Annotated in this window: 22 protein-coding genes; 18 read left to right on the top strand and 4 right to left on the bottom strand. The window is 67.5% G+C overall.

The annotated features are described in order from the left end of the window. Positions 1 to 103 precede the first annotated feature (103 nt). Positions 104 to 781: a DUF1614 domain-containing protein gene (locus VNN77_01085; protein HXG49984.1), complete on the top strand. Its 678-nt coding sequence runs from the start codon at positions 104 to 106 to the stop codon at positions 779 to 781. A gap of 18 nt (positions 782 to 799) precedes the next feature. Here VNN77_01085 and VNN77_01090 read toward each other — a convergent pair whose 3' ends face one another. Further along, positions 800 to 1,345 carry a GNAT family N-acetyltransferase gene (locus VNN77_01090; protein HXG49985.1) on the bottom strand — a complete coding sequence of 182 codons (546 nt, stop codon included), beginning with the start codon at positions 1,343 to 1,345 and terminating at the stop codon, positions 800 to 802. 130 nt (positions 1,346 to 1,475) lie between these two features. Between VNN77_01090 and VNN77_01095 the strand changes: the two genes are divergently transcribed. Next, positions 1,476 to 2,051 carry an NTPase gene (locus tag VNN77_01095; protein ID HXG49986.1) on the top strand — a complete coding sequence of 192 codons (576 nt, stop codon included), beginning with the start codon at positions 1,476 to 1,478 and terminating at the stop codon, positions 2,049 to 2,051. A gap of 149 nt (positions 2,052 to 2,200) precedes the next feature. After that, positions 2,201 to 4,366, top strand: coding sequence for an amylo-alpha-1,6-glucosidase (locus VNN77_01100; GenBank protein ID HXG49987.1), 2,166 nt, complete (start codon positions 2,201 to 2,203; stop codon positions 4,364 to 4,366). A gap of 96 nt (positions 4,367 to 4,462) precedes the next feature. Here VNN77_01100 and VNN77_01105 read toward each other — a convergent pair whose 3' ends face one another. Together VNN77_01105 and VNN77_01110 are read right to left on the bottom strand one after the other, a co-directional pair. Further along, on the bottom strand, positions 4,463 to 4,597 hold the full coding sequence (locus tag VNN77_01105; protein HXG49988.1) for a C2H2-type zinc finger protein: 135 nt from the start codon (positions 4,595 to 4,597) through the stop codon (positions 4,463 to 4,465). 244 nt (positions 4,598 to 4,841) lie between these two features. Then, entirely contained in the window at positions 4,842 to 5,495 is a 654-nt protein-coding gene (locus VNN77_01110; GenBank protein ID HXG49989.1) for a tetratricopeptide repeat protein, read from the bottom strand. Positions 5,496 to 5,639: 144 nt separating this feature from the next. Here VNN77_01110 and VNN77_01115 point away from each other — a divergent pair, with 144 nt between their 5' ends. From VNN77_01115 to VNN77_01185, 15 genes are all read left to right on the top strand, one after another. Next, on the top strand, positions 5,640 to 6,650 hold the full coding sequence (locus VNN77_01115) for an ABC transporter substrate-binding protein (GenBank protein HXG49990.1): 1,011 nt from the start codon (positions 5,640 to 5,642) through the stop codon (positions 6,648 to 6,650). Between the two features lie 163 nt (positions 6,651 to 6,813). Continuing rightward, positions 6,814 to 7,566 carry an aspartyl protease family protein gene (locus VNN77_01120; protein HXG49991.1) on the top strand — a complete coding sequence of 251 codons (753 nt, stop codon included), beginning with the start codon at positions 6,814 to 6,816 and terminating at the stop codon, positions 7,564 to 7,566. 21 nt (positions 7,567 to 7,587) lie between these two features. After that, entirely contained in the window at positions 7,588 to 7,971 is a 384-nt protein-coding gene (locus VNN77_01125) for a thioesterase family protein (protein ID HXG49992.1), read from the top strand. A 27-nt stretch (positions 7,972 to 7,998) separates the two neighbouring features. Further along, complete coding sequence (locus VNN77_01130; GenBank protein ID HXG49993.1) at positions 7,999 to 8,643, top strand: isochorismatase family cysteine hydrolase; 645 nt, start codon at positions 7,999 to 8,001, stop codon at positions 8,641 to 8,643. Positions 8,644 to 8,768: 125 nt separating this feature from the next. Continuing rightward, on the top strand, positions 8,769 to 9,215 hold the full coding sequence (locus VNN77_01135; GenBank protein HXG49994.1) for a VOC family protein: 447 nt from the start codon (positions 8,769 to 8,771) through the stop codon (positions 9,213 to 9,215). A 53-nt stretch (positions 9,216 to 9,268) separates the two neighbouring features. Beyond that, the gene (locus tag VNN77_01140; protein HXG49995.1) at positions 9,269 to 11,632 is read left to right on the top strand and encodes a xanthine dehydrogenase family protein molybdopterin-binding subunit; all 2,364 of its coding nucleotides are present in this window, start codon (positions 9,269 to 9,271) and stop codon (positions 11,630 to 11,632) included. Then, positions 11,629 to 12,507, top strand: coding sequence for a xanthine dehydrogenase family protein subunit M (locus VNN77_01145; protein ID HXG49996.1), 879 nt, complete (start codon positions 11,629 to 11,631; stop codon positions 12,505 to 12,507). Before VNN77_01140 ends, VNN77_01145 begins: the two co-directional genes overlap by 4 nt. Then, positions 12,504 to 13,022, top strand: a complete 519-nt coding sequence (locus VNN77_01150; GenBank protein HXG49997.1) for a (2Fe-2S)-binding protein — start codon at positions 12,504 to 12,506, stop codon at positions 13,020 to 13,022. Before VNN77_01145 ends, VNN77_01150 begins: the two co-directional genes overlap by 4 nt. After that, a complete protein-coding gene (locus VNN77_01155) occupies positions 13,000 to 13,782 on the top strand; it encodes an ABC transporter ATP-binding protein (GenBank protein ID HXG49998.1) in 783 nt (260 codons plus the stop codon). The genes VNN77_01150 and VNN77_01155 overlap by 23 nt, the downstream gene beginning before the upstream one ends. Positions 13,783 to 13,819: 37 nt before the next feature. Continuing rightward, positions 13,820 to 14,572, top strand: a complete 753-nt coding sequence (locus VNN77_01160) for an ABC transporter permease (protein HXG49999.1) — start codon at positions 13,820 to 13,822, stop codon at positions 14,570 to 14,572. A 30-nt stretch (positions 14,573 to 14,602) separates the two neighbouring features. Beyond that, the gene (locus VNN77_01165) at positions 14,603 to 16,237 is read left to right on the top strand and encodes an amidohydrolase family protein (GenBank protein ID HXG50000.1); all 1,635 of its coding nucleotides are present in this window, start codon (positions 14,603 to 14,605) and stop codon (positions 16,235 to 16,237) included. A gap of 36 nt (positions 16,238 to 16,273) precedes the next feature. Further along, complete coding sequence (locus VNN77_01170; GenBank protein HXG50001.1) at positions 16,274 to 17,113, top strand: aldo/keto reductase; 840 nt, start codon at positions 16,274 to 16,276, stop codon at positions 17,111 to 17,113. 256 nt (positions 17,114 to 17,369) lie between these two features. After that, the gene (locus VNN77_01175) at positions 17,370 to 17,750 is read left to right on the top strand and encodes a cupin domain-containing protein (protein ID HXG50002.1); all 381 of its coding nucleotides are present in this window, start codon (positions 17,370 to 17,372) and stop codon (positions 17,748 to 17,750) included. Between the two features lie 6 nt (positions 17,751 to 17,756). Continuing rightward, the gene (locus tag VNN77_01180) at positions 17,757 to 18,725 is read left to right on the top strand and encodes a TIGR03619 family F420-dependent LLM class oxidoreductase (protein HXG50003.1); all 969 of its coding nucleotides are present in this window, start codon (positions 17,757 to 17,759) and stop codon (positions 18,723 to 18,725) included. 71 nt (positions 18,726 to 18,796) lie between these two features. Beyond that, positions 18,797 to 19,813: an LLM class flavin-dependent oxidoreductase gene (locus VNN77_01185; GenBank protein ID HXG50004.1), complete on the top strand. Its 1,017-nt coding sequence runs from the start codon at positions 18,797 to 18,799 to the stop codon at positions 19,811 to 19,813. On the opposite strand, the gene VNN77_01190 is transcribed toward VNN77_01185, so the two are convergent. Continuing rightward, positions 19,776 to 20,720, bottom strand: a complete 945-nt coding sequence (locus VNN77_01190) for an oxaloacetate decarboxylase (protein HXG50005.1) — start codon at positions 20,718 to 20,720, stop codon at positions 19,776 to 19,778. The genes VNN77_01185 and VNN77_01190 overlap by 38 nt on opposite strands. Positions 20,721 to 20,728: the final 8 nt, after the last annotated feature.

Genomic DNA, 20,728 nt, shown 5'->3' on the forward strand with positions numbered 1-20,728 from the left:
CAAAAACGCCGGCTCGAGGTCATCGAAGCGGCGCATCGCCGGTAAAGGCGCGCCGTCGAGCAACCGCGGGCTGCGTTTCGGGCTCAAACCCCCTTTCGATTCGATGATCTATCCCGGATGCCTGGCGCTGGCCCTGGTTCTCCTCCTGCTGCTCCTCGTCCCGTTTTTCTTCGCGCAGTTCATGCTCGCCGCGCTGACCAAGCTCGGGCTCAGCCCGGGAGCAGCCCTGGCCATTCTGCTCGGGGTCATCCTCGGGAGCGGCGTCAACATTCCGATCAAACGCTTCCACCGGGACGAAGAGATCCTCGTCGACCCGTTCGTGATGTTCGGGTTCAGCCGACTCTTCTCGCTGCCGCTGCGCCGCCGCCGCTACATGACGCTCGCCGTCAACGTCGGCGGCTGCGTGATCCCGTCGCTCCTGGCGATCTACGAATGCCTGCTGGTCGCTCAGCGGGGAGCCGGCGATCTCACGATCCTCGCCGCCGTGACGCTCGCCGACGTCGCGGTTTGCTATAGCCTCGCCCGCCCGGTGCCGCGGCTCGGCATCACCATCCCCGCGCTCCTTCCGCCGCTGGTCGCCGCGAGCCTGAGTCTCGTCCTGATCCCCGATTTCGCGCCGCCGGTGGCTTTCGTCGCCGGCGTGCTCGGACCGCTGATCGGCGCCGACCTGATGCATCTCAAAGAGATCGTAAGGATCGCTCCCGTGACCGCGAGCATCGGCGGCGCCGGAACGTTCGACGGGATCATTCTGTCGGGCCTCGCCGCCGCCCTGCTCGCGTAGCGGGCGGCCTGCAGCCGTTCAACCGCTCCCGGGCCAGCGCCGCGGAGCGAGGCCGACGGCTCCGAACGCGGGGAGGCGGGAGCAGCGGTGCGGAAACCGGCAAAGCAGATCCCGGCCCATGCGCAGAGCGGCTTCTTTTCCCTGGTAGTAGCCCGCAATCCGCGCCAGCGGCCGATAGCCCATCCGCCGGTAGAAACGCTGCGCGCTCCGGTTGCCCGCGCGCACTTCCAGCGCCACGCTCACGATTCCGGCGGTCACGGCGCACTGCTCGAGCCAGCGGACGAGCCTCCGGCCGAGACCCGCCCGCCGATGCCCCGGCGCCACGGCGAGAAGGTCGAGGTGGGCGGTGTCGTCGCCGTAGCGCATGATCGCGAATCCGACGATCCGGCCGCCCGCGCAAGCGACCACCACGTTGGCATTCGGCGCGCGGATGCTCGCGGCCACCCGCTCCGGCGTCCAGCGCCAGCGCAGTCCGTGCTCGATCAGGTCCCGCGACAGCACGGCGATCGCGGCTGCCTCGCCCGGCCGTGCCAGGCGAAGCTGCGGCTCAGAAGAAGCATCCACGCGAGCGGCTCCTCCGCAACCCTTGTACCGCCAAGCGGTCGCGGCAGCAAGGCTCCGTTCGCGGGTTGTCGGGCGGCGGCGGAGACGGCAAGATGGGGAGAGCGCGCCCAACTCGAGACGCAGCAAGGCCATGGGGAACGAAAAACCGCCGCTTCGATGGCTTCTCACCGGAAACCCGGGCGTGGGCAAGACCACGGTGATTCGCGCCGTCGTCCAGCGGCTGGAAGGCCTCGCCCTGGCGGGTTTCTACACCGGCGAGACCAGGGAAGGAGGGCGCAGAACCGGTTTTCGGATCGTCACTCTGGACGGCCAGGAGGGAATTCTCGCGACTCTGGGCTCCCGACCGCCGGTCGTGGGCAGATATTCGGTGCACCTGGAGGAGCTCGAGCGGCTCGCCGACCGTTGCCTCGACCCCGCCCGCAGCCCCGCGGACCTTTACGTGATCGACGAGATCGGCAAGATGGAGCTGCTGTCGAGCCGGTTCAGGAGGCGCATCACGGAGCTCCTGGAGGGGCCGGCGAACATCCTGGCGACGATCGCGAGAAAGGGGGACGGCTTCGTCGACCGTATCAGGCGCCGACGCGACGTCGAGCTCGTCGAGGTCACTCGCGCGAACCGCGATCGGCTGCCGGAAGAGCTCGCGCGCCGGATCGAAGCCGCCCTGGGCCCGCGCGGCACGCCTCCCGGGGCCCTCCCGCAGCGCTGACCGGCGGCGACTCCTTGCCGCGCCCGCGGCCGCGTCGAGCCGACGACGTCCTGGGATGTTTCTGCGGTCCGGTCGCCGTTGATGATTTCCGGATAAGATTTAAAATAAACCTCGATGTCCCGTGCCAACCTGAGATGTCGAATCCTTCCATGGAACCGATGGTGCGAACCCAAGACGCCTTCTACATCGTTGCGACCGACTCCAGAACCGACGCCACACGGGTCCTGAAAGACGGCGATTCGTTCGCCGTGTTCGATCTCCACGGCGACATCCAGTGGTCCGGGCCGAGCCACGAAGGGCTCTACCACGAGGGGACGCGGTTCCTTTCACGCCTGCTTTTCAAGCTCAACGGCGCCCGCCCCTTCCTGCTGAACTCCACGATCAAGGAAGACAACCTGCTCTTCGTCGTCAATCTCACCAACCCCGACGTCTATCAACGCCAACGCCTCGTTCTGCCGCGCGGCACGCTGCACATCACGCGCACCAAGCTGCTGCGGCAATCCGCGTGCTACGAGCTGATCAGGCTGATCAACTACGGCCTGGCGCCGGTCGAGGTGCAGTTTTCGGTGGAGTTCGGCGCGGATTTCGCCGATCTGTTCGAGGTTCGCGGCATGACGCGGCCGCACAAGGGCGCCTACCGGCGCGCCGAGCTGGAGCGCCAGGAGGAGATCTGTTTTTCCTACAAAGGGCTCGATCAGGTGCTCCGCCGCACCCGCATCCGCTGCTCCCCCGCGCCCGACCTGCTCGACATGTCGCAGGCGCGTTTCGTCCAGGCGCTGAAGCCCAAGGAAGAAAAGGAGTTCTGCCTGTGCTACTCCTTCGAGACCAACGGCGTCGAGCGCTCGCGCAACGACTACCACCGGGCGCGCGCCGACGCGGAGACCGCGCTCCGCGAGCTCAAGGCCCGCAGTTGCGTGATCGAGACCTCCAGCCCGAGATTCAACGCGTGGATCGCACGCTCGTCGTCCGATCTCCACATGATGCTCACGCCGACGCCGCTGGGCGTTTATCCCTACGCCGGCGTGCCCTGGTTCAGCACCCCCTTCGGCCGCGACGGCATCATCACCGCGCTCGAATATCTCTGGGTCAACAGCGAAGTCGCCCGCGGCGTGCTCGCCTACCTCGCCTCGCTGCAGGCCGAAAAGGACGACCCCGACCGGGACGCCGAGCCCGGCAAGATCCTCCACGAGATGCGCAAGGGCGAGATGGCCGCTCTCAGGGAAATCCCCTTCGATCGCTACTACGGCTCGGTCGACGCCACGCCCCTCTTCGTCGTTCTCGCGGGCGCTTACCTGGATTACACGAACGACCTGGGCTTCATCCGGACGATCTGGCCGAAAATCGACCTCGCGCTGCGCTGGCTGGACGAGTACGGCGACGGCGACGGCGACGGCTTCATCGAATACTCGCGCCGCTCCACCCGAGGGCTGGTGCACCAGGGCTGGAAGGACTCGTGGGACTCGGTCTTCCACGAGGACGGTTCCCTCGCCAGCGGCCCCGTGGCGCTATGCGAGGTTCAGGGCTATGCCTACGCCGCGCGCCTCGCGGGAGCGGCGATCGCGGCGGCTCTCGGCGACCGGAAGAGAGAGTCGGCGCTGGCGGAAAAAGCCGAACGGCTCAAGGAGGCTTTCGGGCGCTCGTTCTGGTGCGAGGATCTTTCCACCTACGCCCTGGCTCTCGACGGCGCCAAGCGGCCGTGTCGAGTCCGCGCTTCCAACGCGGGCCATTGCCTGTACTCGGGAATCGCCGGCGTCAGGGAAGCCGCGCGGGTGGCCGGGGTGCTGATGGGTGAAAGCTTCTTTTCCGGGTGGGGTGTGCGCACCCTTGCGGTTTCCGAGGCCCGCTACAACCCGATGTCGTATCACAACGGCTCCGTCTGGCCGCATGACAACGCGCTGATCGCTGCGGGACTGGCGCGCTACGGATACAAAGAGCAGGCTTCGGCGATCCTCAACGCCCTCTTCGACGCGAGCCTGTTCGTCGAGTATCGCCTGCCCGAGCTGTTCTGCGGGTTTCAGCGGCGCGAAGGCGAAGGGCCGGTTCCCTATCCGGTCGCCTGTTCGCCGCAAGCCTGGGCCGCCGGGGCCGTGTTCATGCTGCTGCAGGCCGTCCTGGGGTTGCGCATCAACGCTGCCGCCTCCCGCGTGACCTTCGTCCGTCCGATGCTGCCGGAGTTCCTCGACGAAATCTGGATCAGGAACCTCAAGATCGGCAGCAAGGGATCCGTCGACCTGATCATTCATCGGCGCGCGCGCTACGCGACCATCGGGGTGGAGCGCCGCGACGAGGGCATCGAGGTCTTCACCGAAACCTAGACGCCATCGGCCGGTGCCGTGGAACCCGGGAAAGTGTCGCCGGGGAAGACCTGCAGATACTGTCGGCTGCGCTGGACGACTGCGCCTGCGGCGAGCTCAGATCTCGGCTTCGGAATCCTCGTCGAAGCAGTCCACTTGATGCTGCCGCAACTGGTCCTCGGAGCCGAAGGCCTGGCCGCAGTAATTGCACTCGAATGGCCGCGATTCGCCGGACGCTTGTTGTTCCGCCATCTTCGAGCTTCCTCTCCTGTGAAGGGATCGGCGCCGCCGTGGCATGTTTCTTGGCGAACGCCACCCGCTTCTTACGCAATGCCCGTGCCACCGCCATGCCGGGAACCGACATGAGATCTCACGCCTGTTTACGCATCTCTGCCGGTCGCCGGCGCGGGCGGGGAAGCGTAAAAGATGTCACAGGCTGTGTAGGTTTTGGCACGTCCGGCCCCGACTCAGCGCCGGCACGGCGGACGTCCGGGGGCTAGAATCCGATTCTGCCCTCGAGGAACACGCGCGATCCGGGAAATCTTCGGTCCCGCAGTCTCCGTCTTCTGTCGTCGCGGACCCGGTCGACTTCGTCTTCGATCGTGCGGCCGATCCATTCCGCGTTGGCGACGAGTTTTTCAGGATCGACGTCCTTGCCGCTGATCGCCATGAGGTTGCGTTCGATCTCGGAGCGAATCTCGCGGAACGGATCCCAATAGTCTTCGAAGGGATTGCTGTAAGTCGTGTATTCGAGCCAGGCATGCAGGTCCCGCAGCGCCCGCTCGATCATCCCGATTGCCGCCGAGACCTCCCCTGCACGGGCTCGCGTGAGACCGAGGTAGAGCCGGGCAAGATGGTCGTCGGGGTAAACGGAAAGGGCCCGCTCGAGCGACTCCCGGGCTTCGGCCAGCTTGCCGCTCTTGTACTGGGCGCGGCCGACGTACGTCCACACCCCTTCGCGAAAAAGCTCGTACTCGAAGATGTAGCCCGGATCGATCAGCGCCGCCTGTTGAAAATACGAAAGCGCGCTGTCGGAGTCGCTGATCAGGAGCGCCCGGCGACCGGACTGAACCAGGCCGGCGGCGTGATAGCCGGCGCAGGAGGCAAGCAGACCGGCGAGCGCCATCGAACCGAGCTTCGCCGCGCTCATCGTCAAAGCTTACGAAGCGCTTGACCGCAAGTCAATTCGCTGGACGGGAACGCGGTTTCGTGGCAACAATGAGCCGGCCGTCGCTTCGCTGCCGGGCCGGAAGGCGCGGCCGGGCGGCGTCCGGACGGCGGCGGGAATCCCCGGGTGAGAGAGGTCAAGATGGGAACGTTGCTGCGATCGTTTCTCGGGCTCTGTCTCATTGTCGGTGCGACCTTCGGTCCGGCGGCGGCCCAGGAGCCAAGGCGGCTCCGGGCCGGCTATACGTCGATCTCCGGAAACATGACGCCGCTCTGGGCGGCTCGCGAAGGGGGCTACTTCAAGAAATACGGCCTCGATTTCGATCTGATCTCCATGCCGAGCGGCAACGAAGGCATGAACGCGCTGATCGCGGGCGAGCTGGAGTTCCTCGCCATCGCCGGCAGCACGACCGCCTCGGCGGCGCTGGGCGGCGCCGACGTGGTCGCTCTCGGCACGACGGTCGAGCGGCTGGTGGCGAGCCTGGTCGTCAACCCTTCCTCCGTCCAGAAGCCGGAAGACCTCAAGGGGAAATCGGTCGGCATCAGCCGGTTCGGAACCTCCATCGACACGGGCGCACGGATGGCGATTCAGCACTACGGCCTGGAGCCGGTCAGGGACGTGTCGATCGTTCAGATCGGCGCCGTCGCTTCCATCCTGAGCGCGATGCGCGGCGGCCGGATCCAGGCAGCGATCCTGACCTACCCGTCCATCCTCCAGGCGCGCCGCGAAGGCTACAGGGAAATGCTCGACATCGCCTCCCTGGGCATGCCGTACGCCTCCACCGGCATCACGACCCGCCGCGCCCTCCTGCAGCAGCGCCGCGAGCTGGCTGTGAGCTACGTCAAGGCGATCGTCGAGGCGATTGCGCGAATCAAGAAGGACAGGCCCTTCACCCTCGGGGTGATGGCGAAATACCTGAGGACGAACGACAAGGAGATCCTGGAAGGCACCTACGAGATCTCCATTGCCAGGTACCTCAAGCGGGTGCCCTACCCGAGCCCGGAAGCGTTTCGCGCCGTTCTCGAAGAGCTCTCCCAGGTGAACCCCAGGGCCAAGGGACAGGACCCGAAAAAATTCTACGACGACAGCATCCTTCGAGAGCTCGACCGAAGCGGCTTCATCAAGTCGCTCGAGTAACCGCGGCCGCGGTCGTCCGGCGTGCGGCGGAAACGATCGCCGAACGCGGTCTTTCGGCTTGAACAAGCGAAGCGATTGAACGGCTTGAACGGTTTGAACCATCCTTCTTTCTTTCGTTGACGCCAAAGCGCCGGCGGATTATCCTACGCCGGTCTTGCGAACGGTGGCCCGAAGATCCTCCCCCCGACTGAAGCGGCCGTACGGAGCTGTCCTGCTCACCGCCTGTCTTTTTGCGGCCGCCGGCGCGACGCCGGCCCGGCCGCAGGAAAAAGCGGGGGAAATCCGCCTCTTCGCCGCTCCCGACGAAAATTCCGAGGTCGTCGCGTCGATCGGTAAAGCCGAATCGCTGGCCCCGGTGGCCGAGACGCTGGGCGCCGGCGGGGTTCGCTGGTTTCTGGTGCGGAGCAAGGCCGGCGAGACGGGGTGGATCAAAGCGGGCAGCGCCGAAGCGTCGAAAACGGAGCAGTTCTTCAGGTCGCTGCCCGTCGAGCCGATCGTGATCGGCCCGCCGCCGACGTCTGCGAACGCCCCGGCGCCGGGTTCGTTCGTCGTTCCGGTCATGACGACCGCAAGCTCGGTGCTCGTGCAGGCGACGCTGAACAACAGCGTCTCCGCCTATCTGATTCTCGATACGGGGGCGACCGGGACGATGATCTCGAGCCGGATCGCCAGACAGCTTGCGCTTCACAACGTCGGCATGATGACCGGCTACTCCGTGGCGGGGCCGGTCACGCGGCCCGTCGCCCGGTTGAGCTCGCTCAAGATCGGCGATGCCGAGGTTCGGGACCTGCTGGTGTCGATTCACGACTTTCATCCGAATCCGCGAATCGAGGGGCTTTTGGGGCTGGATTTCCTGAGCCGCTTCCACATCTCCCTCGACGCCCGTAAAAAGCTCCTGGTGCTGACGCCGCGCTAGAGCGGCTCGAGGAGTTCGACTGTGAAAGCCGGCCTGGCGCCCGGGATCGAGCACCGGGAAACCTACGAGACGACGGTCGAGATGAGAGCCCGGCAACTCTCCGTCGATGTCCTTTCCACGCCCGCGATGATCGGTCTCATGGAAGCCACCTGCGTCCGCCTGGTCGCCCCCTACCTCGAGGCGAACGAGCAAACCGTCGGGATTCACGTCGACGTCAAGCATTTCGCTCCGACGCGGATCGGCCGGCGCGTCACCGTGACGGCGCAGTTGCTGGAAGCCAGCGGAAACCGTCTCCGGTTTGCGGTTTCCGCCGAGAACGATGGCGGGGTGAAGATCGGCGCGGGCACGCACCGGCGGGCGCTGATCGACACCGGTACGTTCGCCGCCAGGCGCAAGGAGACCTGAAGATCTGCGCTCCCGGAGGTTGCCGCCATGCTGATCGAGCTTGATTATCCCGAAGCGCGCCCGGTCCAGCTGGACGCGGCGCGCACGCTCCTGCTCATCGTCGACATGGAGAACGAGAACGCGCATCCCGCGGGCGCGCTCTTCATCGGAGAGCCGGTCCGAAAGATCATCCCGAAAATCGCAGGACTGCGCGAGCGCGTCCGGGCCGCGGGCGGACGCGTCGCGCACACGCAGTCGGTCCGCTCCCCCGACGCGCTGGAGTTCACCGTGTTCAACAACGTCGTGCGCAAGCTCGAGGGGAGCTGGGGGGCGGAGCTGATCGACGAGCTCAAGCCCGCGCCGGACGAGCCGCTGATCGTCAAACGGACGCACGACTGCTTCTATCGCACGGGAATGGACGAGCTGCTCTCGCGCATGGGGCTGCGCCCCGGGGAAGGACAGGTGGTCGTCACCGGCATCTCGACGCGCAACTGCGTGCAGTCGGCGGTGATGGGATTCAGCGTTCGCGACTACCGCGTCTACGTGCCGATGGACTGCACCGCACAGAAGGACGAGAAGGAAGTGCTGCAGGCCTTCTCGCTCTTTACCAGCTTCGGCTACCGGCACAACGTGACGATGACGCGCTCGGATCTGATCTCCGTTCGGCCCCTTTCGACCGGCGGCGCCGGATGAGAGGCATCCGTCGGGCGCCTTTTCCCTCGGCCGCGTTGCTTGACCGGCGCCTTCGGTTGGCAGTATTGTCTTGCCGCCCGGTATCAGGCGCGGGAGAAACGCCGTGGCAGAGAAAGGAGGCGGCGATGCCCAAGTTGCGTCACATCGCGCTCCATACCCCCGATCCGGAAAAAACCGCGGAGTTCTACAAGCGCGTCTTCGAGATGGTCGAGGTCGGGAGAACCGACTCCCCGCTCGCCCGCGGAATCTATCTGAGCGACGGGACCGTCAATCTCGCGGTGCTCCGGTTCAAGACGGCCGAAGCGGCGGACCGGCACGACGGCCTCGGACCGGTCTTCGGGCTGCACCATTTCGGCTTCTGGGTGGAGGATGCCGAAGAGACCCGCCGCCGCCTGCTGGCCGCGGGCGCAGAGTACCGCGAGAGCCGCCCGGAGGGCGCGGCCACGAGCTTCTTCGAGGAAAAGTACAAGGGCCCGGACGGCGTCATGCTCGACATCACCGCGCACGGCTGGGCCGGCGCGGAACCGGTCGGCGCGGCCGCTTCCCGGCCTGCGCGGCGGCCGGGCTCTTGAAAAAATCCGGGAGGGCGGCCTGGTCCGGCAACCGTCCGGTAGCACTCGGCTCCATGCAGGAACCTTCTTCGGGATTCATCGGGCGCGGTCTCACGCCGGATAAAACCAGCCGCTTCCTCACGGGGCGCGGAACCTACGTCGCCGATATCCGGCTGCCGTCGATGGCCCACGCCGCCCTGGCGCGCAGCCTGCACGCTCACGCCCGCATCCGCGTCGATGCGAGCGAAGCGCGCTCTCTGGAAGGCGTGCTGGGAGTCTGGACCGGCGCCGAGATCGCGGGTCGCATTGCGCCGTTTCCGGAAAGCTTCGAGATCCATCCCGCGGCGTGGCTCGAGGGAGTGAAGCCGCTCCTGCGCGGCCCGCGGCCGGAGGCGCTCGCCCGCGAAAAGGTCCATTACGTCGGTGAGCCCCTGGCCGTCGTCGTAGCCGAGGATCGCCACCTCGCCGAAGACGCCGCCGACCTCATCCGGGTCGACTACGATCCCCTCCCGGTGCTGGCCGACCCCGAAGAGGCTCTGCGCCCGGGAGCGGCGCTGGTCCATGACGGCGCTCCCGACAACATCGTTTTCAGCTTCACCGTGACCAAGGGGGACGTCGAAGGCGCTCTGCGCACCGCGCCGCGGCGGCTCGCGGAGCGCTTTCGCCACCACCGCTACTGCGCGGCGCCCCTGGAGGGGCGCGGCGTGGTGGCCTGGGCCGAGCCGAAGACCGGCGTGCTCACGGTCTGGTCGTCGACGCAGATGCCGCACCTGGTGCGGCGCCAGATCGCCGCTCAGCTCGGTCTCCCGGAAGCACTGGTGCGCGTGATCGCCCCCGATGTGGGCGGCGGCTTCGGCCCCAAGGTTTTCGTCTATCCCGAAGAAGTCCTGATTCCGTATCTGTCGTTGTGCCTCCGCCGTCCGGTGAAGTGGATCGAGGACCGGCGCGAGCATTTCGTCGCGACGGCGCACGCGCGCGACCAGGTCCACTGGGTCGAGCTCGGCTTCGACCTCGACGGGCGCATCCTGGCCCTGCGCGACCGCTTCGTGCTCGACAACGGCGCCTACAATCCGATGGGCCTGACCGACGCGTACAATACGGCGGCGCACCTCCAGGGGCCGTACAGGATTCCGAACTTCTCGGTGAGCGGCACCTGCGTTTCCACCAACAAGGTGCCCAACGCTCCCTACCGGGGTGCGGGCCGGCCCGAGGCGGTTTTCGTCATGGAGCGCTCGATCGACCTCATCGCCGGCGAGCTGGGGCTCGACCCGGCCGAAGCACGCCGCCGCAACTTCGTCCGGCCGGAAGAGATGCCCTACCTGGCCGGCATGCTCTATCGCGACGGCCGGCCGATCTGCTACGACAGCGGCGACTTCCCCGAAACCCTCGCCCGCGCCCTGGCCGCCGCCGACTACGAAGGCTGGAAAAGACGCCGGGACGAGCCGGGCCGCAACGGCCGCCGCATCGGCGTCGGCATCGGCTGCTACGTGGAGGGAACCGGCGTCGGCTCGTTCGAAGGCGCGCGCGTGCGCATCGATGCCGGCGGCCGGCTGATCGTCGCGACCGGAGCCACCGCCCACGGCCAGGGTCACGAGACCGTCTTCGCGCAGATCGCGGCCGATCTGTGGGGTGTGACGCCCGACGACGTCGTCGTCATCGAAGGAGACACGGCGGCGATTCCGTTCGGTTGCGGCGCCTTCGCCAGCCGCAGCTCGGTGGCGGCAGGCTCGGCCATCTACGAGGCCTCGGCGCGCCTCCAGGAAAAAACCCGCCGGCTCGCGGCGCATCTCCTCGAGGCCCGCCCCGACGACCTCCGGTTCGGCGGCGGGAAGGTGTTCGTCCGCGAGGCGCCGGGCCGCGCGGTGACCTTCGCCGATCTGGCGCGCGCCGCGCTTCCGGGATGGGCTTCGAACATGCCCGCCGGGCTGGAGCCGGGGCTCGAGGAGACTTTCTATTACGTTCCGCCGACGGTTACCTGGGCGAACGCCGCGCACGTGGCGGTGGTGGAGGTCGACACCGAGACGGGGGAGATCCGGCTGCTCGACTACGCGGTCGCCCACGACGCGGGCAAGCTGATCAACCCGCTGTTCGTCGCCGGCCAGATCCACGGCGGGGTGGCGCAGGGAATCGGGGCGGCGCTCTACGAGGAGATCGTCTACGACGGCGAGGGGCAGCCCTTGAATCCGAGCTTCATGCACTACCTGCTGCCCTCGGCGGCCGAGATTCCGCGGATCAAGATCGTGCACCTCGATTCGCCCTCCTCGCTCAACCCGCTGGGAGTGAAAGGGCTGGGCGAGGGTGGCGCCATTGCGCCGCCGGCGGCGATCGCCAATGCCCTGGCGGACGCGCTCGGGGGCAAAAGGGCGCGCGTGAACGAGATCCCGCTTCACCCGGAGCGGGTCCTCCAGATTCTCGCCGACGCGGAGGGCGCGAAGTGAAACCCGCCCCTTTCGACTATCTCCCGGCGAAAAGCCTGGACGAGGCGCTCGAGGCCCTCGGGAGGAACCCTCGCGGCGCGAAGCTGATCGCCGGCGGGCAGAGCCTGGTCCCGATGCTCAACCTGCGCCTCCTGCGGCCGGCGCTGCTCGTTGATCTCAACGGCGTTCCCGGCCTCGACGGCATCGCCGAAGTCCCCGGCGGGCTGGTGGTCGGAGCGGCAACGCGGCAGAGCGCGGTGGAGCGCTCAGCCGTCGTGCGGGAGAAGTGTCCGGTGCTCCCGGAGGCGATCCGCCACATCGGCCATGCGGCGATCCGTCATCGCGGCACGATCGGCGGCAGCCTGGCGCACGCGGATCCGGCGGCGGAGCTTCCGGCCGTTGCGCTGGCGCTCGACGCCGAGCTCGAGATCGCCCGCAACGGCGCTTCGCGGACGGTGCCGGCGCACGACTTTTTCGTCGACTATCTGACCACGGTGCTCCGGCCCGAAGAGATCCTGCTCCGCATTCGTTTCCCGGCCCTGGGGCCGCGGAGCGCCGGCGCCGTCGAGGAGATCGCCCGGCGCCGCGGCGACTTCGCCATCGCCGGCGTGGTGACGGTGGTCGAGCTCGACGGCGCCGGCAGGATTGCCCGCGCGTGCGTTGCGCTTTTCGGCGTTGCGCCGGTCCCGGTGCGCGCCCGCGCCGTGGAGTCCGCGCTCGCCGGCGGGCGGCCGGGTCCGGCGCAGATCCGCGAGGCGGCGGCCCTGGTCGATGCCGCCATCGATCCGCCCTCGGATATTCACGCTTCGAGCGCGTACCGGCGGCGGGTGGCGAGCGTGCTCACCGCGAGAGCTCTCGGGCGCGCGCTGGAGCGGGCGGAGGGTGGCGCTCCATGAGACCCGTACGGACCATAGAGATCGTCGCCAACGGCAGGCGCTACAGGGAGGCGGTCGAGCCGCGGCTTTCACTGGCGGACTTTCTGCGCGACCGGCTCGGGCTGACCGGGACACACCTCGGCTGCGAGCAGGGAGTTTGCGGCAGCTGCACGGTGCTCCTGGACGGCAAGACCGTCCGCTCCTGCCTCGTGCTCGCGGTGCAGGCCGACGGGCGATCGGTCACCACCGTGGAAGGGCTGGCGGGAGGGCCGGAAGATCCCGGCGGGCTGCACCCGGTCCAGCGGGCCTTCCTGGAGGCGGCCGCATTTCAGTGCGGCTACTGCACGCCGGGCTTTCTCCTGACAGTCGACGAGCTCCTGCGCGAGAACCCGGCGCCTTCGGAAGAGGAGATCCGCGAGCGGCTGAGCGGCAATCTCTGCCGCTGCACCGGCTACCAGCACATCGTCGACGCGGCGCTGCGGGCGGCCGCGCGCCCGCGCCCGGAGCAAAACCATGGCGGTCATCCTGCGCCTTAAGGACGTCCGCAAGGTCTGGCGCATCGAGCGGACCAACGAGGAGGTCGTGGCGCTCGCCGGCATCGACCTCGAGGTCTCGCAGGGAGAATTCCTCGTTCTGGTCGGGCCGTCGGGTTGCGGCAAATCGACCCTGCTGCAGATCATCGCCGGGCTGGAGACGGCGGCCGGCGGAACCGTGGAGATCCTCCGGGCGGCGGACGGGCAGAAGCAAACCGGCATGGTTTTCCAGGAGTATGCGCTCTTCCCGTGGCGTACGGTGCTGGAGAACATCGCCTTCGGTCCCGAGGCTCGCGGTATCCCGCGCGCCGAGCGCGAGGCCAACGCCCGCAGGCTCATCGACCTCGTCCATCTCAAGGGCTTCGAGAGCCGCTATCCGCACGAGCTTTCCGGGGGCATGCGCCAGCGGGTCGCGCTCGCCCGGGCGCTGGCCAACGATCCGGCGATTCTGCTGTTCGACGAGCCGCTCGCATCGCTCGACGCTCAGACGCGCAGGGTGCTGCAGGCCGAGCTGGTCCGGATCTGGCAGGAAACCAGGCGGACCTTCATCTACGTCACCCATGCTCTCGAGGAGGCCGTGCTGCTCGGCGACCGGGTCGTGCTCTTCACGGCGCGCCCGGGCCGCATCAAGGAAATCGTGCCGGTCCGCCTGCCGCGGCCGCGCAGCATCACGGGCCGCGCGGAAGCCGAGCTGCTCGAGTATCTCTCGGAGCAGATCCGCGAGGAGGTGGAGCGCTCGCTGCGGGCGGAAGGGCTGGCGTGAGCGGGCGCGTCATCGTGCAGGAGAGGAGAACCCCGCCATGGGAAAACGTTATCGGCCGCTTCGGATCGTTTCGCCGATCGCCTTTCTCGGCCTCTGGGAAATCGCCGTTCGACTGGCGGACATCGATCAGCTGCTGATCCCGTCCCCGGTTTCCGTCGTGCGCACCATGTTCGACCTCACGATCGACGGCCGGCTGCCCTGGGCGATCGGCGTAAGCCTCGTGCGCGTGCTGCAGGGTTTCGTCTACGGCGCCGCGCTGGGGATCGTGGTGGGACTTCTGGTCGGCTGGTTCCGGGCCGTCGAGGACGCCGTCGACCCGCTGGTCGCCGCGATCTACCCGATTCCCAAATCGGCCCTTTTCCCCCTCTTCATCCTGTGGTTCGGTCTCGGCGAGACCTCCAAGGTGATGACGATCATGATCGGCGTGCTGTTCCTGGTGCTCATCAACACCGTGACGGGCGTGAAGTCGCTGGATCCCGTGCTGCTCAAGGCGGCGCGCGATCTCGGCGCGAACCAGCGCCAGATCTTCACCAAGGTCGTGATTCCCGGCGCGTTGCCGAACATCTTCACCGGGCTGAGGCTCGGCGCGGGCATGGCGCTGATTCTCGTCTTCATCACCGAAATCGAGGCGACCCGCGAGGGTCTGGGTTTTCTGCTCTGGGAGTCTTATCAACTGTTGCTGGTCAAGCAGGTGTTCGGCTGCACGATCGCGTTCGGCATCCTCGGCATCCTGAGCACCTGGAGCCTGCAGTGGCTGGAGCGAGCCTGCTGCCCCTGGCGGCGGGTCTGACCCGGAGGCGCGGGAGAAAGGAAAGAGCGCATGGCGGAACGACCTCTGGTCGTGCAGGGAGGAAAGCTGATCGACGGGACCGGACGGCGCCCGGTCGAAAACGCGGCGATCGTGATCCGCGGCGGCCGGTTTCAGGCGGTCGGAAGAACGGGAGACGTCCCGATTCCGCCCGACGCCGAGGTGATCGACGTCCGGGGCAAGACCATTCTCCCGGGCTTCATCGACGGCCACGGCCATCTGGAAGATTTCCACGGCGAGCTCTACCTCCATCTGGGGATCACCACCTGCGCCTCGATCGAGCTCTACCAGGACGGTCCCTGGACGCGGGCGCAAAAGCAGGGAACCGACCTGGGGAAGATCCGCGGCCCGCGCATCTGGATGTCCGGCCGGGCGATCGGCGCGCCGGGCACCGGACACGACGCCTTCGGCTCGCGTACGCTTCGCGACAACATCATCGTGACCACCCCCGACGAGGTGCGCGCCGCCGTGAGGCGGAAAAAAGAGCTCGGCTGCGACATCCTCAAGGTCAACGAGTTCCTTTCCATGGAGCTGTTGAAGGTGGCGGTGGAGGAGGCGCACCGGCTCGACATGCCCGTGGCCGCCCACAGCTGGGACGCGGTCGGCTCGTCGCGGGCGGGCGTCGACGCTATCGAGCACATCTGGTCGGTCGGCTACAGCTCCATTCCCTACGTGCCCGCCCGACGCAAGCTCGCCGAGGATCGGCTGGGCGGGGTGATCGACCAGGAGCTCGCCGGCGCCTACTACCAGACGGAAAACTACGGCGCGGTGATCGCGGCCATGGTCGAGCACGGCGTCGCGTTCACGCCCACGATCGCCAAGTGGCTGCGTCCCCTTTCGCCGAGCGCGGAACGCTTCCGGGCCCGCGAGAACCAGATCCTGAGCCATCCGGAGGCCGACCTGCCCGCCTCGGTGCGCGCCGTGACCGAGAACGCTTACGACAAGCTGCTCAAGCGCTACACCCCCGAGCAGCTCGCGCAGGCGCGGGTCGGCTACGAAAAGGCGAACGAGTTCATCCGCCGTTTCGTCGAAGCCGGCGGCCTGCTGAAGGAAGGCTCCGACCCGCCTCGCGGGATGGCCGCCTTGCTGATGCACGAGGCGCTGGTGATGGACGTCGAGGCGGGCGTGCCGCCGCTGACCGCGATCCAGGCGGCAACCCTCAACGTGGCGAAGGCCTTCAAAAAGGACAGGGATTACGGCAGCGTCGAGCCGGGCAAGGTGGCCGACCTTTCCATCGTCGAGGGCGACCCGCTCCAGGACATCTGGGCCACGCAAAACGTGAAGATGGTGGTCATGGACGGAAAGGTAATCGATATCGAGTTCCACCGCTACAAGAACCCGATTCCTTCGTTCTACTCGTACCAGAGCCTCCCGCTCGACCTCGAGGTCTCTCCTTTGTTTCTCGTCGAGGGGACGGGCCCGACGACGCTGCGCGTGCGCTCGAAAGGAGGCATGTGGCCGTTTCACCGCGTCCTGCTGAACGGCCGGCCGCTGCCGACGAGCTTCGTCTCGAAAAACGAGCTGAAGGCCGTGATCGCGCCCGAAGCGATCCCGACGGCGGGCACTTACATCGTCACCCTGAAGTGCGAAGGAGAAACTCTTCCCGAGTCGCACCGGGCCCATCTGGTCGTCGGTTTCAAACCCTAGCCCGGACCCGGCCTCGAGCGAAGTTGCGTTCCACCGATGAAGCTTACGATCGATACGAAGCTGAACCTCAACGACGGTCATTCGATTCCCCGGCTCGGGCTCGGCGTGTGGCAGATCCGCGCGGGGCGATCGTGCGAAGCCGCGGTGCTCGCGGCCCTGGAAGCGGGGTACCGCCACATCGACACGGCGTCCTTCTACGGCAACGAGGAGAGCGTCGGAAGCGCCGTCAGAAAGAGCGGGATTCCGCGGGAGCAGATCTTCGTCACCACCAAGCTCTGGAACAGCGACCACGGAAATCCCGAGCGCGCCTTCGACGCGAGCCTGCGCCGGCTCGGCCTCGACTACGTCGATCTCTATCTGATTCACTATCCCGTGCGCGAGCGGCGGCAGAGCTGGCGTGTGCTCGAGCGGCTGCGCGAGAAGGGCAAGGCGCGCTCGATCGGCGTCAGCAACTTCACCGCGAGGCACCTGACCGAGCTGCTTGCCGGGTCGACGACGGTCCCCGCCGTGAACCAGGTCGAGCTCCACCCCTACCTCTATCAGAAGGAACTGATCGATTTCTGCCGGGAGAGGAAGATCGCCGTCGAGGCGTACAGTCCACTGACGCACGGCGAGCGGCTGAACGATCCGAGGCTCGCCGCGGTCGCCGCCCGGTACTCGTCGGGCCGCAGCGGGAAGACGAAATCGCCCGCTCAGGTCCTCATTCGCTGGGCGCTGCAGCACGACCTCGTCGTGATTCCCAAGTCGGCCGAGCGCGAGCGCATCTTCGAGAACGCCGACGTTTTCGATTTCGAGATCAGCCCGGAGGACATGCGGCTCCTCGACGGCCTGAACGAAAACCTCAGGACCTGCTGGGATCCGACGCACGCGCCGTAACGAGGGAGAGCCGCGCGCTTTCCCGCTTACCTGCGGACCGACGGCGCGCCGCCTTCGGTGCGCGGCCGGACGGCCCCCTCCTGCGCCGAGGCGCGGTTTCGATGCTCCCGCCTCCGTCCGGAGGAAGCTCCGCCGGCGGGGTGTTTTTTCTCCGGAGGAATGCTATGGTGCGTGCGCGCCGGCCGGCGCGCGCCGCGCCATCGCGTGAAAAAGCGACGGCGGGCTTCGCCGGCCGCAACGTCCGAGGAGGTGACCCATGCCGGTCAAGGTGATGCGGATCGAGGATGCGCCGATCAGGATCATGCGCTGGAACCGGGGCAAGGCGCTCCGGCTGGTGGACGAGGCCGACGGCGCGAAGAACGTCGACGTGCACATCAATCTCATCAACGTCGACTCCGGTCCGGGGCCGACTCACTACCACGCGAAGGCCGAAAACGTCTACGTGGTTCTCGAGGGAACCGTCGAGGCGATCGTCGAGGGCAAGAAATACCGGCTCGGCCCGGGAGAGGTCGCCTTCATTCCGCCCGGCGTGAGGCACGCCGCCGGCAACTGCGGCGACACCGTCGCCCGCGTGCTGGAGATCTACGCGCCCGCCGGCGAGGACTTTCACATCGTCGACGACTCCGAGAACCGCTGAGGCGCGATGCGGTTCGGCGTCCTGTTGCCTCACTTCGGCAAGCAGGCCTCGCGCTCGCGCATCATCGACGGCGCGTGCATGTGCGAGGAGCTGGGCTTCGACTCGGTCTGGGTCCGGGATCATCTCCTCTGGAACCCTCACGGAATGGAGCGCTCGGACCTCACGTTCATCGAGCCTTTCGTCACGCTTTCGGCGGTTGCGGCCGTGACGCGCAGAATCGTTCTCGGGACCGCCGTGCTCGTTCCGCTGCGCTGGCCGCTGAAGCTGTGTCAGGACCTTGCGAGCCTTTCCTTCCTTGCCGGCGGCCGGGTCATCGCCGGCATGGGGCTGGGGTTCAATCCGCCCGAGCTCGCCGCTGTCGGGCTTCGCGGGGAGGATCGTGCGGAGATCCTGCGCGAGACGGTGGCCATCGCTCGCCGGGTCTGGACGGAGAACGACGTCACCTACCGGGGCAGGCTGTTCTCGTTCGAGAACGTCACCCTCGAGCCCAAGCCGGTCGAGCCGATCCCGATCTTCTACGGCGGCAGCACGCGCGCGTCGATCCGTCGGGCCGCGGAGTACTGCGACGGATGGATCCCCGGCCGCGTCCCGCTGGCGACCTTCGACGACCGGGTGAGCTACCTGCGCCGGCTGACCGACCGGAAGATCGTCCTCGGAAACATCCCGATCACGCGCATCGAGAGGGACCGAAAGCGCGCCCGCGCGGACATCGACGTCCGGGCGCTCGCGGAAAGCTCCGAGGGGAGCAGTCGCTGGATCAGGCCGCCCTCGGGGAAATTCCAGACGATCGAGGACCTCGAAGGGCTCCTGATCGTCGGCGATCCCGACGACTGCGCCGCCGAGATCGAGAAATTCCGCGTGCGCGGAGTCGAGCACCTGGTTTTCGACCTGCGCCTCCAGTACGATCGTTTCGAGGAGAGCCTGGAGCTGATCGGCAAAGAGCTGCTCCCCCGCTTCCCCGCCCCCGCGCCCTGACGCGCGTGCGCGACCGCCTTTCCGGGGAGACGAGAACGGCAAACATCCATTGAAAGAGGAGTGAACGCACCATGCGTTTTGGAATCGAGTTCGGGAGCTATCCGGCGGATCTGCCTCCGGCCGAGGCGTGCCGCCAGATTTCGGAAAGAGCCGAGGCCGCCTACAAGAACAACTACGACGGCCTGTTCGTCGCTCAGCACTATGTCACGGGCCCGGATTCGGCGATCCTGCAGTCGATCCCGCTGCTTTCCTATCTCGCCGGCCGCTGTCCCGGCATGCACGTCGGCACGTCGATCTTCATCCTGCCTCTGCACCATCCGGTCATGGTGGCCGAGTACACGGCGACGCTGGACAATCTTTCAGGCGGGAAGTTCCTCTTCGGCGTGGGCCAGGGCTACCGCGACGCCGAGTTTCGCTCGTTCGGGATCGACAAGCGGGAGCGCCGCCAGCGGCTGGTGGAGGGACTCGAGGTGATTCGCCGGCTCTGGTCCGAGGATTCCGTGACCTTCCACGGCCGCCATTTCCGGCTCGACGGCGTCGGCATCGCCCCCAGGCCCCTGCAGCAGCCCGGGCCGCCGGTCCTGCTGGGGGCGGACACGCCCAGGACCGTGGCGAGGGTGCCCGAGGTCGCCGATCACTGGATCGCGAGCCGGCGGCACTCGAAACCGTTCCTGCGCGAGGCCCTGCCCGGTTACAAAGCCGCCCTCGAGCGGCGGGGAAGAGAGTTTCGCGGGCTGTACATGTTCCGCGACCTCTGCATCGCCGACAGCTCGCGCCAGGCCGAGGATCGAATCCGCGACGGCTACGAGCGGCGGTACCGGCGCTACCAGCAGTGGGGACAGCCGGGCGAGCGCTACGACCTGGCGTTCGACGAGCTCAAGCGCGATCGCCTGATCCTCGGCAGTCCGGCCGAGGTGACCGAGCAGGTCATGGCGTATCACGAGGAATTCGGGGTCGAGTTCATGTGGTTCATGGTGGACTGGCCGGGGATGGACCCGGGCTACACCCTCGAGACCATCCAGCGCTTCGGCGAGGAGGTGATTCCGACGGTCAAGCGCCTGACGGCTTCTTCGAGAAAGCCGGGTTGACCGGACCGGCGCGCCGCGCCTCGCCCCGAAGCGGCCCCAGCAGCTTTTGCTCCAGCTCGAGGAAGCGGTCGAGGTCCACCGCCGCGAAATACTCCTCGACGGTTGCCATGCGGTCGCGTATGCCGACGGTCGACTGGTGTTCCCTGAGGTAGGCGAGATTCTCGCGCACCGCGCGCACGACCGTGTAGCGAACCACGCCGGGAAAGGAGGCGATCCTGTAGCCGGCCGAGGCGAGAAGGGAAAGCGGGTTGAGCGACATCGGCTTGCCCTCGTCCATGCTCGCCATCAACGGGACGGGCAACCCCGCCCTGCCGATGCGCTCGATCTCCTGGGGAAGGCCCGCAACCTGGATGTTCAGCAGGTCGGCTCCCGCCTCGGCGTAGAGAAAGCCCCGACGGATCGCCTCGTCGAGGCCGAGATCGGCCGCGGCGTCGGTCCTGGCGCCGATGACGAAATCCGGATCGCTCCGAGCCGCGCACGCCGCGCGGATCTTGGCCGCGTGCTCCTCGGCCGGGACCACGGGATGCTCGGCCTCGATCATCGCGCATTTCTTGGAAGCGACCTGATCCTCGATGACGATTCCCGCTGCGCCGGCCCGCTCCAGCTCGCGCACGGTTCGCAACACCGCCAACGCGTTCCCGTAGCCCGTGTCCGCGTCCACCAGCACCGGGAGGGAGACCGCTCCCGCGACCCGGCGCGCCACGCTCGCCATGTCGCTCAGGTTCAAGAAGCCGAGATCGGGCAGGCCGAGATAAGCCGCCGCCACCGCGTTTCCCGACAGGCCGACGATCTCGAAGCCGGCTCGCTCCACCAGCCGGGCGAGGAGCGGATCGTGCGCCGAAACCGAGATCGTACAGCGCGGCTCGGCGAGGATGCGGCGCAGGGCCCGGGCGGGTCGCTCGGTCATTTGCCCCT

The organism is Candidatus Zixiibacteriota bacterium (assembly GCA_035574315.1).
Lineage (GTDB): Bacteria > Desulfobacterota > Binatia > UBA9968 > UBA9968 > DATLYW01.

Excerpts from the sequence above, each read along its gene's own strand:
- VNN77_01085 (HXG49984.1), top strand. The coding sequence starts at position 104 with ATGATCTATCCCGGATGCCTGGCGCTGGCCCTGGTTCTCCTCCTGCTG.
- VNN77_01095 (HXG49986.1), top strand. The coding sequence starts at position 1,476 with ATGGGGAACGAAAAACCGCCGCTTCGATGGCTTCTCACCGGAAACCCG.
- VNN77_01100 (HXG49987.1), top strand. The coding sequence starts at position 2,201 with ATGGAACCGATGGTGCGAACCCAAGACGCCTTCTACATCGTTGCGACC.
- VNN77_01105 (HXG49988.1), bottom strand. The coding sequence starts at position 4,597 with ATGGCGGAACAACAAGCGTCCGGCGAATCGCGGCCATTCGAGTGCAAT.
- VNN77_01110 (HXG49989.1), bottom strand. The coding sequence starts at position 5,495 with ATGAGCGCGGCGAAGCTCGGTTCGATGGCGCTCGCCGGTCTGCTTGCC.
- VNN77_01130 (HXG49993.1), top strand. The coding sequence starts at position 7,999 with ATGCTGATCGAGCTTGATTATCCCGAAGCGCGCCCGGTCCAGCTGGAC.
- VNN77_01135 (HXG49994.1), top strand. The coding sequence starts at position 8,769 with ATGCCCAAGTTGCGTCACATCGCGCTCCATACCCCCGATCCGGAAAAA.
- VNN77_01140 (HXG49995.1), top strand. The coding sequence starts at position 9,269 with ATGCAGGAACCTTCTTCGGGATTCATCGGGCGCGGTCTCACGCCGGAT.
- VNN77_01150 (HXG49997.1), top strand. The coding sequence starts at position 12,504 with ATGAGACCCGTACGGACCATAGAGATCGTCGCCAACGGCAGGCGCTAC.
- VNN77_01155 (HXG49998.1), top strand. The coding sequence starts at position 13,000 with ATGGCGGTCATCCTGCGCCTTAAGGACGTCCGCAAGGTCTGGCGCATC.
- VNN77_01160 (HXG49999.1), top strand. The coding sequence starts at position 13,820 with ATGGGAAAACGTTATCGGCCGCTTCGGATCGTTTCGCCGATCGCCTTT.
- VNN77_01165 (HXG50000.1), top strand. The coding sequence starts at position 14,603 with ATGGCGGAACGACCTCTGGTCGTGCAGGGAGGAAAGCTGATCGACGGG.
- VNN77_01170 (HXG50001.1), top strand. The coding sequence starts at position 16,274 with ATGAAGCTTACGATCGATACGAAGCTGAACCTCAACGACGGTCATTCG.
- VNN77_01175 (HXG50002.1), top strand. The coding sequence starts at position 17,370 with ATGCCGGTCAAGGTGATGCGGATCGAGGATGCGCCGATCAGGATCATG.
- VNN77_01180 (HXG50003.1), top strand. The coding sequence starts at position 17,757 with ATGCGGTTCGGCGTCCTGTTGCCTCACTTCGGCAAGCAGGCCTCGCGC.
- VNN77_01185 (HXG50004.1), top strand. The coding sequence starts at position 18,797 with ATGCGTTTTGGAATCGAGTTCGGGAGCTATCCGGCGGATCTGCCTCCG.
- VNN77_01190 (HXG50005.1), bottom strand. The coding sequence starts at position 20,720 with ATGACCGAGCGACCCGCCCGGGCCCTGCGCCGCATCCTCGCCGAGCCG.